The sequence below is a fragment of the Pseudoalteromonas sp. S3776 genome (genome assembly GCF_005886915.1).
In the GTDB taxonomy this organism is placed as follows: domain Bacteria; phylum Pseudomonadota; class Gammaproteobacteria; order Enterobacterales; family Alteromonadaceae; genus Pseudoalteromonas.
This window is the reverse complement of the sequence record NZ_PNCU01000002.1, coordinates 204,824-220,393: the sequence shown is the minus strand read 5'-3', so window position 1 is coordinate 220,393 and position 15,570 is coordinate 204,824. Positions and strand designations below refer to the sequence as shown.

Sequence of the window (15,570 nt, the reverse complement as noted above, 5' to 3'; positions counted from 1 at the left end):
CCTTGTGCTTTTACTTATTTGGCTAAATTTAAAGTGATCAGTTTGCCGTTTGCAGCCTCTGAATCGCTATGATCGTGGGTGACCATAATAGTGGGCAGTTTATGCTCGCGTATTTGGCTAAATACCAGTTCGCGGGTATCTACTCTTAATTGGGTGTCGAGCTTGCTAAATGGCTCATCAAGTAATATGGCTTTTGGTTCGCTCAAGAGCATACGCAGTAAAGCAACGCGGGCTTGTTGCCCCCCTGAGAGATTGTCGGGGTGGCGGTTTGCCATCCCTTTTAAACCTACTTGCTCAAGCGCATAGTCTATTTTTTCAAGGCGCTGTTTTTTATTGCCTTTAGGCATAGCAAAGGCAATGTTACCGCTTACCGACAAATGCGAAAATAATAACGCGTCTTGGTAAAGTACGCCTATGTGACGCAAATGAGTAGGTAAGTTATTAATGTTTTCACCGTTAAGCCACACTTCACCATTTGCGCTAAAGCCGCTGGGTAATGTGCCTGTAAGCCAGTTTAATAAACTTGATTTACCACTACCCGATGGCCCCATAATGGTGAGTATTTCGCCGCCTTTTACTTGCTCGTTTAAACTAAGTAATTGTTCGTTTTGACGATAAAGCTCACAATTTTTAATCTCTAAAGATGACTGCATTAAAAACCTTTTAATTTATGGGTTAGCGTTGTGCGCTTTTAAAAAAATATTTAGGTAAAACCCACGCCAGTATAAAGCCAATTAATGGCAATGCCATTTGCATAATGGCATACACCGCACTGGTACGCCTACTTGCGCCATTAGCAAGGGTAACCGCTTCAGTTGTTATGGTTGCAATGCGCCCGCCACCGGCTAAAAGTGTAGGTAAATATTGGCCAAAGCTAATGGCCAAACCAAGTGCTGCCGCAATTAAAATAGGGGCAAATAACTGGGGTAATTTTACGTGTAAAAACACTTTACAGGGCGTTGCGCCAAGGCTTGCTGCTACATGAGCAAAGCGAGGGTCTAATCGCCTATAACTGCTCGCAAGCGATAAAAACACATACGGTAGTACAAACAATAAATGGGTAAATACCACATTTAAAAACGCCGCTTGGTTATTTACTAGTTGTTGCAGCCACACTAGGCCGAATAAAAACGCAATACTTGGTACAAGCAGCGGTAAATAAATAATTAAACTGGTAAAGCGCGACATGGGTTTTGCACTTAATTGCTCTGACTCTAAGCACAAAAGCGTAATTATAATGGCAAACAACGTTGTTACTAATCCTATAGCAAGGGTATTAAAAAGCGGGCTTTGCATTTGCATTAGCGCGCTTTTAAAGTGAAGTAGTGTAAGCTGCTCAGGCAAAGCCGCCGGAAAGCGCCAAAAACCAGCGACAGACCACATAATTAAGCCAATTAATGAGAGCAAAATAAAGCCAATTACAAATACCGTAACTACGGTTGTTATTTTTTGCCAATAAATGCCGCCGTATTCTCGCTCGCCATTGGTGAGTAAATCATTAAATAATGCTTTTATCGCTTTTTCGCCGCAAAGCCAAAATGCTAACAACCCAGCAGTAAGCACAAGCTGCAATAACGCCCCAGCAGACGCTTTAATACGCAGGTTTAAATCAACGTCGTTAAACCAGTGCATAATCGCAACTGCGAGGGTTGGCGGGGTGTTTGGTCCCAAAATAAGAGGCATTTCTACACTTGCACTGGCATAAGCCAATACTGCGAGAATAGGTAGACGCAATAATGGGTAAAGGCTTGGCAATATTACTTTAAAAAAAGCAGTCATAGGGCAATAGCCTAAGTTAAGCGCTACTTTATGTTGCTGGCGCAGCTTTTTACCAAGTTCAGGTTGAGCAAGTACACCGAGTGCCATTAGCAGCAAAAAAGGCAGTTCTTTAAGCGTTAGCCCTAAAATTATACTAATGCCAAACGAGTCGTGAGGAAACATACCGTTAGGCGCAAGTTCCCAACCACTTAACCACGGCGATACTAAACGTGAAATCATACCCGAAGGAGCAATTAAAAAACCAACTGCGATAGCCGCTGCTGCGTGGGGTATTACCAGTATTGGGCTCAATAAGCGCTGAATATGATTAAGCCACGGGCTATTAAAAAATGCCGCTAAAATCATTAACGTAATGACAAAGGCAAGTAAGGTACTTATTAATCCGGTGCCAACACTTAGTATAACCATATGTGTTAGGCCGGGTGTTTGCATAAGCATAGTAAAGCCATGTAGGCCAAATGTTGTGTGTTCAAGTACCGGTGCATAGCCAAAAGCGGGCAATAGTACGCTGATTAATCCGCCTATTACGGGCAAAATTAGCAATGCTAGTAAAAAACGTGGGCTCAATTTTACAATGCGCGTAAACATATCGGTACTGCAATGCGTTGTAGCTTTAGTATTTACAGCTACACTTTTTGAAATAACGCTCATTGGCTTACTCCATAACGCGCTTGCCAACCTTGCATAATAGCATTTACCCAGCTCGGGTGCGGCTCACTCAATGTACGTTTTATACTGTTAAAAGGCAAAGCACTTGGATGAGGTTTGGCTGTTTTAAATAATGCTTGCTGCTGCGTATTTAAAGTTGATTGAATAAGTACTGTTTTATCGCCCCATATGTGCGCTTGTTGTTTTTGAGCTTGCGCCTCTGGGCTTAATAAAAAGTTAGCTACTATTTGAGCACTTTGCTGGTGGCTTGCGTTATAAGGAATGGCTACAAAGTGGGTGTTACTTAAGCTGCCATCTTGCATTGCGTAGCTACGAATGCTTTTTGGTAAATCATAACGCTTAACTGCGGCGGGTACTTCGGGTGCTGAAAACGTAAACGCTATGCTTAGCTCTGTGTCGCCGACTAAACGGCGCATTTGCGCACCACTTTGCATGAAATGGCTGCCATCGCGCCAAAGTGTTGGGTGCAGTTTATTTAAAAAATTCCATAATGGGTTTAATACTTGGGCTGTATTTTGTGCTGTAGCACGTTGATTTAACTGCGCTTTAAGTGTGTCATCACTTTGTTGATGTAGCATAACAAGCGCGTATTTTAAAAAGCTCATGCCTAAAAAATCAGGCGGTTTGGGGTAGCTAAAACGCCCCGGATTTTGTGCGCTCCAACTAAGTAATTGGTTTAGGGTTGTGGGTAGTGTGTTATTGGCAGTGCCGTCAATTGCTAAGCTGTCGTAGTAAAAAGTGAGTGATGCTTGGCCCCAAGGTGCTTCCATTCCATTAGTGGGTATTCCAAAATCAAAATTAACAGCGGGGTTATTGCTAGGGTCGGTGTAGCTAAAATTAGGCAGCTTATTAGCCCATTGTTTAAGTAATAATGAGTGCTCGCTCATGGTGGCAAAGTTAGCACCGTTTATCCAAATTAAATCTACGCTGCCTTTATCGTTATTGTTTGCTGATTTTTCGGCCAGAACGCGGCTTACAGCTTCGCTGGTATCACTGAGCTTTACATGTACTAAGTTTATGTTGTATCTAGCTTTTACTTGTTTTGCAGCCCATTGGATATACGCATTAATTTGCGCATCACCGCCCCACGCGTAAAAATACACGCTTTGGTTTTTACCTAAGCTTTCAACTTGATGCCAACGGCTTTGTAATTGTGTACTTGCAAGGCTTTTAAAGCTAATAACAAGGCAAATGCAAAACGCGACACAGCATAAGCTGTATCGCGATAATGTTTGCCACAATTTATTGTCGAGCATTTAAATCCCAGTCGTAATCTAAAAACTTAACCTTCATGTTATCGTTTTTAAGGGCTTTTTGCTGTGCAGGGGTTAAGTTAAGTGCTTTAGGGTATTGCAAAAAAAACTGCTGCAATGTGTTTGCACCTTTAAAACCTTGTTCAAAATCCTCGCCATACCATTTAAATATTGAAGACACACTGAGCGTGTTGTCTTGCGCTATATTACGGGTTGTGTCTGATAAAAAACGTACCGTTTGCTCTTGTAGTTGTGCTTCTAAAGTATCAGCAGTATACGCTTCTTCACGAAGTGCAGGGCAACCAATACTCGCGCAATTTACAGCAAAGTGAATACGTGGATCGTTGTATTTACCACTGCCACGTATTAAACCATGCTCAATATCATCAAGGCTGCGAGTTTTACCATGTAATGGCACAAACTCCTTGCTCCATGGTGAGCTAAAAAAGCTGCCTAAATCTTTAATCGATTTAAGATCTGGGTACTTAGTTAATATAAGCTCAACAGTAAAGGCATTATACGCATTGATTAAAAACGCAAGTTGCTTTGGTTTTTCCCACGTATCAAACTCGTTTTGTGTAACCGCCGATAACGAATCTAAATAGGTTTTAAGTTCACTGTGCTTAGCTTTAATTGCTGCATAATCAACCTCTGTGCTGTGGCCATGGTTAATAGCCACAACATGGTTGTTTAATAAAGCATTCCAGCTGTGGTGCATGTTTTGAGCGTTGCTTGCAAACGATGTTGCAAGCAATGCAGACCCTAACAAGAGCGCTTTTAAAGGTGTTTTAAACATATTAGCCTCTGCGCCATGTGTGGTATTTTTCAAGCATGTTAAGTACTTTTTCAGGTGCGTGAGCGCGTTTCCACTCACCCGCTGCGTACTTATTACCTTCAGCCCACGTAGGATAGCTGTGAATTGTGCCTAGTATTTTGTTAAGGCCTAAACCGTGTTTCATTGCCAGTACAAACTCAGCAATCAAATCGCCAGCGTGCTCAGACACCACAGTAACACCGAGAATTTTGTCTTTACCTTTAGGGGTAATTACTTTTATAAAGCCTTTGGTGGCGCTGTCGGTAATGGCGCGGTCTAGCTCTTCAAATTCAAAGCGAGTAATTTCATAATCTATGCCTTTATCAATAGCATCTTGCTCGTTTAAGCCAACACGTGCTACTTCAGGGTCAATAAATGTAGTCCACGGAATAACACGGTAATCTACTTTAAACTTTTTAAGATTACCAAATAAGCCATTTACTGCTGCGTACCAGCCCTGATGAGCGGCTACGTGCGTAAATTGATAAGGGCCTACAATATCGCCAGCGGCAAAAATGTTAGGGTAGAGCGTTTCTAGGTATTCGTTAGTGACTACAGTACGATTAGTTTCTATGCCTAGCTCTTCAAGGCCGTAACCTTTAAGGCGAGCGCTTCGGCCAACAGCACATAGTAGTTCATCGTATTCAATATCGATTTCGGTATCGTTATGTTTTACCACAATGAATTTTTTACCGTCGCGCTCCTCACAGCGCAGTGCCTGATGCGAGGTTAAAATGTTTACGCCGCTTTCGGTTAGCGCTTCATGTGCAAATTTAGATACTTCTAGGTCTTCTTTGATCATGATGCGTTCGCTCATCTCGATTTGCGTAACGCTTGAGCCTAAACGGGCAAAACTTTGAGCAAGTTCGCACCCAATTGGGCCGCCGCCAAGTACAACCAGTTTTTTAGGGGCTTCATCAAGCTCAGCAAATTTAGTCCATAACGTATCGCTTGTTACATAGCCTGTTTCTTCAATACCAGGAAGTGGTGGTACAAATGGGCGTGCGCCGGTTGCAATAACAATCGTGCGAGCGGTTAACGTTTGCGTGCCGCCATCGTTAAGTTTAATTTCTACAGTCCACGGGTCTAATAACTTCCCGTAGCCTTTAACCACATCTACACCAAGGTTTGTGTAACGCTCAACGCTATCGTGCGGTGCTACGTCGGCAATTACTTGGTGTACACGTGCCATTACTTTTTTAAACGAAAACTGCGGTGCCATGTTTTCAAGGCCGTAGTGTTCACCGTGGCGAATTTGCTCAGCAATTTTAGCACTTTTAATAACGGCTTTACTTGGCACACAACCGTAGTTTAAACAGTCGCCGCCCATTTCGCCGGCTTCAATTAGGGTTACTTTGGCTTTAACTGCCGCTGCAATGTAGCTTGTTACTAAGCCGCCAGCTCCAGCGCCAATAACAATCATGTTGCGGTCGAACTTTTTAGGTTTAGTGTAATTTTTGTATACGCGACGTTTTTTAAACACGTTTAGGATTCCTTTAGCAATAAATGGGAATACACCCAATAAAGCGAACGATAAAATAAGATCGAGCGATAAGATGCCTGATAAGCTTTCAATTTGCGCAAGTTGCGTACCTGCGTTTACAAATACAAATGTACCCGCCAGCATGCCTACTTGGCTTACCCAGTAAAAGGTCCATGCTTTAATTGCGGTAACACCCATCAATAAGTTAATTAAAAAGAACGGAAATACTGGCACTAGCCTAAGTGTAAATAGGTAAAAGCCACCTTCTTTTTCAACGCCTGCGTCAATAGCGTCTAAACGCTCAGGGAAACGTTGTTTAATTGTATCGCGCAGTAAATAACGCGATACTAAAAAGGCAAGCGTAGCACCTACAGTCGAGGCAAACGATGCAACCAATAAGCCTTCAACTAAGCCAAATAGCGCACCTGCGGCCAGGGTTAATATTGCCGCGCCCGGTAACGAGAGAGCTGTTACTACTACGTACAGTAAAAAGAAGCCACCAAAAACCAATAATGGTGATTGCTCTTTATATTGGTTAAATTGCTCCATAGAGCCTTTTAAGCCTTCAAGTGTAAGTAGCTGATGTAAATTAAAGTGAAAGAACATGCCTATTACGACCGCTGCAATCAATATCAAAAATAGTTTTTTTATCATGTTCTCTCTCTTAAAACGTTCTTAAAAATTATGTGTAAGTGTAAGTTTTGCGTTAATTGGTAACTCTGGAAAAGCCAGCGTTGCACCAAAGTAACCACCTTCAAATACAGGGCGCCAGTTTTTTTGATTAGTGACGTTGTTTACATCTAATCGCAACTTAGTGCTAGGCGTAAATGCGTAGCTAGTATTAACGTTTAGTGTGTATTGATCACGAATTTTAACTGTTGCCAAAAAGTCTAATGGGTAACTCTTTGTATATAGACCTGAAAAACCCATTTGCCATTTCGAATTAATTGAATAATTTCCATTAAAACTGAACGACTGCTCAGGAATGCCCTGAACTTGGCGGTTTGAAGGTGCAAAAGCAGTAAAGTTAGGCGCGCCAACACTGGTACCTGCGATAATATCTGGTCGCGAATTATCAAACGCGTCGACTACTTGAGCAGAATCTTGGCTGCTTGCAGAATTGTCGTAACGAGCATCTATGTAGCTGTAACCCGCACTGAGCCAATAAGGGTAAGCATCGTAAAATACTTGGCTTTCAAAACCTGTAGTACGAATACCTGTATTGCTGCCATCGCGATTACGTAAACTGCGGCGCTGACTAAATACCGCGCCATCGGCGTACCAATCGCTGTCGGTTGGGGCGTACTTTAAGCCAAACTCAACTAATGTGTTTTCGGTAGCAAAATTTTGTGCGCTAATGGTGTTATCGCTGCCAAGCGATGTACCGCCAGCCATACTGTTTGACGTTGCTTCGTTATAACTTGCTGCACCGTAAGTGGTGTAGTCGGCATTTATTTTGTAGTTAAAGCTAACTTGGCCAGAATGCAGTGTTTCGTTAATGCTATCGCTTGCAGCAACTTGGCCTTGCGGTGCTATAGGGTCGTTTGCTTCTACATCGTAAAAATCAATGCGGTAACCCACACTAGTATGAAGCTTATCACCCCAATCTGAGTCTTGTTGAATAGCAAGCCCTGTTTGCCATGAGCGTGAGTCGGTTGTGTCTGATAGGTTAAAGTCGCCGCTGCCATCGTTATCTAAATCGTATTGACCACCAGGCGATACAAACACACCTGGGCTTAGCTCTACTAACCGCGCCTTTTGTGCATCGGTTAAAGGAATGCGGCGGTTTGAAAGTGGACCTGTTAAATCAATTGGTAAATCGGCTTCGGTAGTAAATTGGCTGTAGCCGAGCACTTTATTGTAGCGCACGTCAAAAGCAAAAATTGTTTGCTGGTCACTGTTCCAGCGGTACGTAAGCTCCGTTCGGTTTTGCGCTGTATCAGCGCCGTCTATAATTTCTACAAAGCTGTTTTGGGCTATTTCTTCACGCTGTAAATGCTGAAAATACGTAATGTTTTTAAGTGAGGCATTTGCACTAAGCTCACGTTTATAAATGCTGTGAATTAAGTAGGTTGTTGCTTCGTTTTGATTATCAGGATCGGTAAGTACGGTGCTGCGATCTATTTTTACTTGCCCAGTAGGCGATACAATTGAACCCGCCGCCGGTACTGTACTGCCATTGGCTTGTACGCCTTGGCCCGTTATGTAAAGGCCATCATCAATTAAGGCTTGAGTAGGGCGATTAATACCTGCGTTATCGGTAAATTCAACTTGGTATAGTTCAAAGTTAATGTCCCAACTGCTTTTATCGTCTGGCAATATTATAACTGCTGCAAATAAGCTGTCGCTTTTAGTACCTGAATAATCGTAGTAGCTGCCTTCATCAAGGTGCTCGTAACTTACTCTTAGGCCTACTTTGTCTTGAATAATTGGCGCTGTGTAATCTACTTGTGCACTGTATTGATCCCATCGTCCCGCTGAGAGCTTAACTTTACCTTTACTTTCATCTGTAGAAGCAGTCTTTGAGTGTAAATTTACAAAACCACCGTTACGTTGGCTTGAGCCAAATAAAACAGGTGGTGCACCTTTTACTACATCTATTTGTTCTATAGAGTTGAACGATAACGGCACACCAAAGCCATTGTTACCTGCTTGACGACGCGTACCGTCTTGAAAAAGCTCTCCGAGTTGGCCACGAATAGTAGGTAAACTGGGCGCACCAAAGCCACTTGCAGAGTATGTGTTTGGGCTAACTGCAAGAACGTCTTGTAAGGTAGTGATGTTAAGTTGTTCTATTAACTCGCTTGAAATAGGCGTTACTGAACGTGCGATATCTTGCAGTGCCAAATTATCCCCGAAAGGGCCGTCTACAGTGGCGTCTTTTACAGATAAACCTTGAGATTTAAGAACTTGGCCAGCTACTTCTATATGCTCAATTGCGCTTTTAGTTGTTGCTTTTGGTTCTTCAGCTGCAAATGCTAGCAATGGTGTGTTTAATATAATGGCTAGCGTGATTGCTAATTGTGCGTGTTTCAAACGTTTTCTCTCTACGATTAAAATGTTGTTGGCGATAAAGACCGAAAGCCTTAAAAATAACTTTCAATTAATTTAGTCTTCTTTTTATTTTTTAGAACGAAAGCCAATACTCTATTAATAAATTCATACTTAAGTACCTAGTTTTAAAATATAATGTAAGCTGCTGCTTTGTATGGTTTTTTTAAGCATAGTCTATTTTAATGAAACCTGTGTGTTATTAATTTATTTTTATAAACTTAGAGGTCTATCAAACATGTATTGAAAAAAATTACTCTTTTCTGAAATAAAAGCTCAGTTATACGGTCTAGCTTACTTCAACGTTTATTAATATTTTTTAAGGAAGTTTTATGACAGGTACAATTAACTCTGATGTGCAAAACCGTTTGCAATGGTCACTCTTCTCTTTACGTTTAGGGGTGTTTATTGTAATGATAATGTGGACATTCGATAAGTTTGTTAACCCTGGACATAGCGCACGTATATTTGAACATTTTTATGGTATCAGTGGTTCTACGGATATAATTGCTTACGTTATAGGTGCTGTACAACTTGTTTTGGTTTTAGCATTTATGGCGGGCATTAAAAAGCGCCTTACGTACGGAATCATTTTTGTAATGCATGGCCTTTCTACACTTTCATCTTATAATCAGTATATTGATGGCTTTAATAATTTATTGTTTTTTACAGCGTGGCCAATGTGGGCAGCCTGTTTTGCACTTTACTTATTACGTGATCAAGACGTTAAATTTACAATTAAGTAGCAGGGCAAAAAAAATGGTTATAAGCCGTAAGGCTTATAACCAATAAGTACACAAGGGAGTGTATGGAAGTTGGTTTAAATTAAAACTAATGCATGGCATCGCTATAATGTTTAGCTAGGCTTTCTTTTTGCCCCTCAGTTAGGGCTTTACCCGCTAATTGAAATACCTCATGTTCTTCTTCATCTAAATGGTGATGTACTAAGTGGTGCAGTTTTTTAGCTGCAACTAACCACGCCGATGAACTCATTTCGGTGTCTTCAAGTTGTTCTATTAGTTCGTCAATTTCATGATGCTCGGCAACGCTGTGGCGTGCTTTTTCATGTGTTAAATCTTCAAACATAAGTGGGTTATAAAAATAACGCTCTTCAAATTTTGCGTGATCTTCTAATTCTGCTTTAAGCTTGTCCATTAGCTTGTGGCGTTCAGTTGTATCGCCGTGCGTTTGAATAAGAGCATCTACTAACTCGCGTTGTTTGTCGTGATCGTGTCGTAGTGCTTCAAAAATATTCGTAACTCTTTCCTTGCTGTAATTGCTTTATAAACTTAAAAGCAAGCGAAATGCCAAAGTTTAAGTTGTTGATATGTATGGGTTAAATGGGTTGAGAATGCTTGCTATGGAATTGCTCTGTAACTTTTACACATAAAAAGCTGCAATTTTTTCAGATTAAAAAAGAAGGTTGCTTATCACGCTACATAAGCTTACATATTTTTGCTGGTTGGGTATTTTAAAGGGGTGTTAAAGTGGCGCATTATTTAGGTACAAGTTGAAAATACTCGCCTTACATATTTTTTATAAAACTTTAGATATTAGGATAGTTAAAGGATGAACTTAAAAAGCCCCACTACAGCATTAATATTGTGCGTGTTATTAAGTGCATGTACTACAGCACCGCATTACGGTAGCAATTTATGCAGAGAAGAAGCTGAAATGACCGAGCTAAAGGGAAACCAAACAAGCTCAAAGGTTTACAATGAATGTATTAGCGCTCAAATAAAAAAAGGATGCTAAAGACGACGCTTTTATTGATGAAATTGCAGTGTTTTTTATTGATCTACTTGTTTTGATAACCGACTAACTAAGCAAACTTACAGCTATAATCTAAAGCAAAAGGGTGCATAAAATAGGATTGATGATGAAAGCGGTTTTAGCTTTATTGTTGCTGAGTATATTTTTAACGGGCTGTGCGGCAAAGCCTTATGCGGGCTCTGCAAAGTGTATGGAGCAAGCTGATATAGCTTATGAAACCAATATACATAAAAATGAGCCGCTAAATAATGAATGCAAAGCTACAAAAGTAAATACGCCTAATAAAGAGTTTGAGAATCATAGTATTGTTGATAGAAGTCTTTTACAGCTAATTGTTAGTTTTTTAAACGGTATATTTAGATAATTAAAATACAATTAAATAAGGTATGTATGCAGGGAGAACTAAAAGCAAAAATTATAGCTGTATGCGATAAAAAAATAGCAGCCAAAGGCGAAAACGTAGGCCTTTCTTTTTACGCTTTTTTTGCAAATAAAAACGACAATCCAGAGCTGCTGATGCAAGCCGCTACGTGGTGGATACACACCCATAAGTTAGATCACTTTGAAAAAGCGATAAAAATAAAACAAATGATTATAGAAGGGCAGTAATAACGTATATTTACGCGATTGCTATTTGGTTTCTGCCATTTTCTTTTGCTTTATAGAGCTGTTGGTCTGCACGTTTAATGAGCTCGCTTAGTGAGTCGCTTTTAGCATGACTTATTGCCACACCAGCACTAAAGGTAATGTGTGTTTTACTTGGCAATGCTTCAATATCGCTGCAGTATTGCGCTAACTTATTTTCAAGATTTTTGAAAAAGTTGTTTATTTTATCGCGATTTTGCGTTTTTAAAACAAATAGCCACTCTTCGCCGCCATAGCGTCCAAACTTGTCAGTAGTATTTAGAGTGTCTTTTGCTGCTTGAGCAAAGTTTATAAGTACTAAATCTCCTATATCGTGGCCAAATTTGTCGTTAATAGCTTTAAAGTAATCTAAATCGACAATAGCTATTGCTAGGCTCTGCTGGGATAAGCACTCATCAGCTTTTTGTAGTATGCCACGTCGGTTTAGGCTGTTAGTTAGGTAGTCGGTTAATGCTATAGCATGGTATTTTTTACGTTGGCGCATTTGTCGGTAAAATAAAAATAGCGATACGATCACCACAATAAAGGCAATAGATGCACTTAACCGCCAAATTATTTTTTGTTGGTGTTCTTCTGTAGCTTGCAATTTGTTTATGTTTTTTTCGTATTCTAGCTGTAAAATCTTGTCTTCTTTTTCTTTTACTTCAAATTTAACCTGCAAGGTTTTTATATTGGTTTCGCTGGTGGCTTCGTAATGTTTTATTGTATAAGCAAGCTCATCTTCAATGGCGTTAAAGGCATCCTCGGTGTAGTTAAGTTGACGCTTTAATTTATAGCGTTTGCTTAAAAAATCAGCCTTATAAATGCTGCGACTAAATTTATCGAGATTTAAAAATACCTCGTCGTTTACTTGGTTGGCTTTATTTAATAAATTTTGTTTAATGTAAATATCTGATAATAAAATCATTGAGGCTAAATGCATATCGTTAATGCCGGCGGAGCTTGCAAGTGCAATGTTTTTGTTTACAAGCATTAAAGCCGTGTCGTAATTACCCTGCAGGTATTGAATATTTGCAATAGAATATTGAGCAAAGGCTAACCCTTTTTTCATATTAACTTTACTAAAATAAGCCAGCGCTTTATTTAAGTATACAAGCGCGTTTTTAGGCTGGCCGACCTCCAGTAATACATTTCCTAAGCTCCAATAAGCCTTTGCAGTAAATAGAGCATCGCTTGTTTGCTCGTAGGCATCGACCGCTTTTTGGGCATAATAAATGGCTTTTTCTTTATCATCTTTGTAGAGGTAGTTATAAGCGTCGGCAATTTTTCTATAAAAGTAGCCCTGCGAGGCCATGTCTTCTTCTTTTATAGCAAGCTCTAATCCTATTAATGCTGCATTTAATGTTTTTTTAAGTTCGTCGGTTTCGGTGTAGTAATAGGCCATAGCACGAAAAACAATAATTTTATCGTTAGGAGCGAGCTGTTTTACCTGCACTTGAAGCTGCTTAGCAAGCGATTGCGCATTACTTAGCTCTTTGTTAATTGCATAAAGCTTAAGCTGAACCTCTAAAAGTAGCAGGTGACTACTTTTATAATTAATAAGATCAGTATTATTTAAGTACTCAAGCAAATGAGTACTCAGTGCGGTGTATTTTTCTTGCCTAAAAAGTAGCTCTGAATATAAGGCTGCCGCTTCAAGGTGCAACTGTTTGTGCTTTCTATGTTTAGTGACATTATAAGCGTAGGTTAGCTCTTTTTGGTGCAAAAGGTAATCTAGCTTGTTGGCTTTAATATCACTAAGCAGGCTTTGGATTGATTTTATATCAGATGAAGTTAGTGAAGAGCTATTGGCATATGTAGCACTACTTGTTAGTAAAAATAACAGGAGCATAAAAAAGCGAAACCACACTATATTGATTTTTATTATTATATTGTTCGTCATTTATTTTTTATTGAATCAACACCTAAAACGATATAACTAACTATAGCATTGCTTGTAAATAACAAGTTAATACTTTATTGGGAATACACCACCACATCCCTTTGAAAGTCCACTTTCCAGTAAATAAGTATGAAAAGCATTAATAAAATAATCAGGATACCCATCTAAAACTTAATTGTGACACCCATCAAAATAGTTGTATAAAACACAAGGCCTAGATTCTAATTGGAAGTGCACCACCTAATTCATTATAGACTGCCAGATTCACGCTTATAAAATCAATAGTAACTATAGTGATGAAGAGCTGGCCTCTTTTCCGTGCTCATATTCTACGGCCGAAAACATGCTATTTCGCTCAAACCCACAGCCAGGGGAAACTGTTTTAATTACGGGGGCCTCGGGCGGGGTTGGCTCTGCAGCGGTGCAATTAGCCAAAGCGCGTGGTGCTTTTGTTATTGCTATTACAAGTAAAAGTAAGGCACAGCAGCTTGAAGAGTTAGGTGCTGATAAGGTTATATTTCGTGAAGATGATTTAATTTAAGCTATAGGTAAAAACAGTGTTGATGTAGTCATTGACCTCGTTGCTGGCGAGCAATGGCCTACGCTTTTGGAAGTATTAAAGCCAAAAGGGCGTTATGCGGTGTCAGGCGCTATTGGCGGGGCATTAGTAGAGCTTGATATACGTACTTTGTACTTAAAAGATTTAACTTTTTTTGGGTGTACAGTTATAGAGCCTGAGGTATTTAAAAGCTTAGTTAACTTTATTGAACAAGAAAAAATTAAGCCTATTGTGGCAAAAACTTTTCCTCTTAATGAAATCGTGACGGCGCAAAAGGTGTTTGCACAAAAACAACACGTAGGAAAAATTGTACTAACCATCCCCCATAACGAATAGCAGTTTAAACAACACAGCCCGTTACAAAGTTAACGGGCTTATTAGTTACAACAAGCTTATAAGCTTTTTTTAGGCGGTAAAGCCACGTTTGCAAATATAAGCCCTGCTACAAGCGACATAAATATTAAAAACGTTTGCTGGCCTATATGCTCAGCATAAACAAAATCTTGGCCTTCAATAAGCGAGTTTAAGCCAATATAAGTTTTACTGCCGGGTACCAGTACAATTAAGCCCTGCATGGCAACAATGGAGGCTGGGGCATTTGCAACGCGATTAAATAAGTTACTAAACACACCGACCGAGAGCGCCCCAACAAATGTACCTAACGTGTAGTCAAGGTACATTGCCGAGCCAATACTCGTGCCATAGGCTATAAAACCAGATGCGATAGACCAACCCGCATGCTTAATTTTAGTTCTAAAAATAACAACTAAGCTGCTACAAAGCAGAAGTATTGCTAGCCAAGCTGTCCATTTAGGAAGAGGCTCTGGTTGCACAAAGTCTGCTTGGCCAAAAATGGCAAAGCCAATGCCTATGCCAATAAATGCACCAAAGTACAATTTAAACAACAGCATAAACGAGTCCATTACCCGCGCAGTTCCCGACACCAAATGCCTAGCTGCCAGTTCGGCTAAACCAAGTGCAAGGGCAAGGCCTGGTATAAATACAATAATGGCTGAAAGCACCACTAAACGTATATTAATTTCGGGGGTTATATACACACTTACCGCACAAGCTAATATAGCTGAAATAATGGCTACAAGTGGCTCAAGCATATGTGCAACACGTTTAGAGCGACTTGACCATAACACAAATAAATATACAACTAAGGTGAGTAACCCAGACCAAATAACATCTGTCCAACTGGTGCCCATTAACATAGCAAACGCGCCACCCGACGTTGCAAACGCAATACCGGTTACGAGTTTGTTGTACGGATTTGGCATGTCGTAAATGGCATCAAGCTGGGCATCAACCTCTTGTAAAGTGAGCTTGTCGTCGAGCATTTGATTTACCAAATCGTCGGTATCGGCTAGTGAGCCTAAGTCGTGATCGCCTGGGTCTACGCGTGCCACGTGGGTGTATTCGTCTTCGTGGCCATCAGTCCAAATTACAAACGTTACTGAAGTTGGCGACATAACAAAAGACGATTTAAGTCCTAAGTAGGTGGCCACTTCCATTAAATGTGCTTCTAATCGGTACGCAGGGGTGCCGTACTTGTGTAGCATTTTACCTAATTTAACGATAAATTTGCGCTTTTCAGTAAAGGTTGCAGTTTTCAAATCTTGTATGGACCAGTGAGTAAATAAATTAGCTAAAAGTATA

Annotated in this window: 12 protein-coding genes and 1 pseudogene; 4 read left to right on the top strand and 9 right to left on the bottom strand. The window is 40.2% G+C overall.

All coding sequences use genetic code 11. The annotated features are described in order from the left end of the window. Nucleotides 1-14: 14 nt before the first annotated feature. Genes CWC16_RS02175 through CWC16_RS02150 form a run of 6 tightly spaced genes read right to left on the bottom strand, consistent with a single transcriptional unit; the run spans nucleotide 15 to nucleotide 9,034 of the window. On the bottom strand, nucleotides 15-653 hold the full coding sequence (locus tag CWC16_RS02175) for an ATP-binding cassette domain-containing protein (RefSeq protein ID WP_138540321.1): 639 nt from the start codon (nucleotides 651-653) through the stop codon (nucleotides 15-17). A 22-nt stretch (nucleotides 654-675) separates the two neighbouring features. Next, nucleotides 676-2,430: an ABC transporter permease gene (locus CWC16_RS02170; protein ID WP_138540320.1), complete on the bottom strand. Its 1,755-nt coding sequence runs from the start codon at nucleotides 2,428-2,430 to the stop codon at nucleotides 676-678. Further along, nucleotides 2,427-3,704, bottom strand: coding sequence for an ABC transporter substrate-binding protein (locus CWC16_RS02165; protein WP_138540319.1), 1,278 nt, complete (start codon nucleotides 3,702-3,704; stop codon nucleotides 2,427-2,429). The genes CWC16_RS02170 and CWC16_RS02165 overlap by 4 nt, the downstream gene beginning before the upstream one ends. Next, the gene (locus tag CWC16_RS02160) at nucleotides 3,691-4,497 is read right to left on the bottom strand and encodes a DUF547 domain-containing protein (RefSeq protein ID WP_138540318.1); all 807 of its coding nucleotides are present in this window, start codon (nucleotides 4,495-4,497) and stop codon (nucleotides 3,691-3,693) included. Before CWC16_RS02160 ends, CWC16_RS02165 begins: the two co-directional genes overlap by 14 nt. A gap of 1 nt (nucleotide 4,498) precedes the next feature. Continuing rightward, nucleotides 4,499-6,652, bottom strand: coding sequence for a dihydrolipoyl dehydrogenase family protein (locus CWC16_RS02155; RefSeq protein WP_138540317.1), 2,154 nt, complete (start codon nucleotides 6,650-6,652; stop codon nucleotides 4,499-4,501). Nucleotides 6,653-6,673: 21 nt separating this feature from the next. Continuing rightward, complete coding sequence (locus tag CWC16_RS02150) at nucleotides 6,674-9,034, bottom strand: TonB-dependent receptor (RefSeq protein ID WP_138540316.1); 2,361 nt, start codon at nucleotides 9,032-9,034, stop codon at nucleotides 6,674-6,676. 347 nt (nucleotides 9,035-9,381) lie between these two features. On the opposite strand from CWC16_RS02150, the gene CWC16_RS02145 reads away from it, so the two are divergent. Then, a complete protein-coding gene (locus CWC16_RS02145; RefSeq protein WP_138540315.1) occupies nucleotides 9,382-9,795 on the top strand; it encodes a hypothetical protein in 414 nt (137 codons plus the stop codon). An 85-nt stretch (nucleotides 9,796-9,880) separates the two neighbouring features. Here CWC16_RS02145 and CWC16_RS02140 read toward each other — a convergent pair whose 3' ends face one another. Next, a complete protein-coding gene (locus tag CWC16_RS02140; RefSeq protein WP_138540314.1) occupies nucleotides 9,881-10,300 on the bottom strand; it encodes a hemerythrin domain-containing protein in 420 nt (139 codons plus the stop codon). A gap of 628 nt (nucleotides 10,301-10,928) precedes the next feature. On the opposite strand from CWC16_RS02140, the gene CWC16_RS02130 reads away from it, so the two are divergent. Then, nucleotides 10,929-11,186, top strand: a complete 258-nt coding sequence (locus CWC16_RS02130; protein WP_055014487.1) for a hypothetical protein — start codon at nucleotides 10,929-10,931, stop codon at nucleotides 11,184-11,186. Nucleotides 11,187-11,212: 26 nt separating this feature from the next. Next, on the top strand, nucleotides 11,213-11,431 hold the full coding sequence (locus CWC16_RS02125; protein WP_138540313.1) for a DUF6500 family protein: 219 nt from the start codon (nucleotides 11,213-11,215) through the stop codon (nucleotides 11,429-11,431). Nucleotides 11,432-11,441: 10 nt separating this feature from the next. Here CWC16_RS02125 and CWC16_RS02120 read toward each other — a convergent pair whose 3' ends face one another. Beyond that, nucleotides 11,442-13,349, bottom strand: a complete 1,908-nt coding sequence (locus CWC16_RS02120; RefSeq protein WP_138540312.1) for a tetratricopeptide repeat-containing diguanylate cyclase — start codon at nucleotides 13,347-13,349, stop codon at nucleotides 11,442-11,444. A 262-nt stretch (nucleotides 13,350-13,611) separates the two neighbouring features. On the opposite strand from CWC16_RS02120, the pseudogene CWC16_RS02115 reads away from it, so the two are divergent. Continuing rightward, nucleotides 13,612-14,244, top strand: a pseudogene (locus CWC16_RS02115) (zinc-binding dehydrogenase); the annotation flags it as partial. 56 nt (nucleotides 14,245-14,300) lie between these two features. Here the strand turns inward: CWC16_RS02115 and CWC16_RS02110 are convergent. After that, nucleotides 14,301-15,527 carry a threonine/serine exporter family protein gene (locus CWC16_RS02110; RefSeq protein ID WP_082422665.1) on the bottom strand — a complete coding sequence of 409 codons (1,227 nt, stop codon included), beginning with the start codon at nucleotides 15,525-15,527 and terminating at the stop codon, nucleotides 14,301-14,303. Between the last annotated feature and the right edge of the window lie 43 nt (nucleotides 15,528-15,570).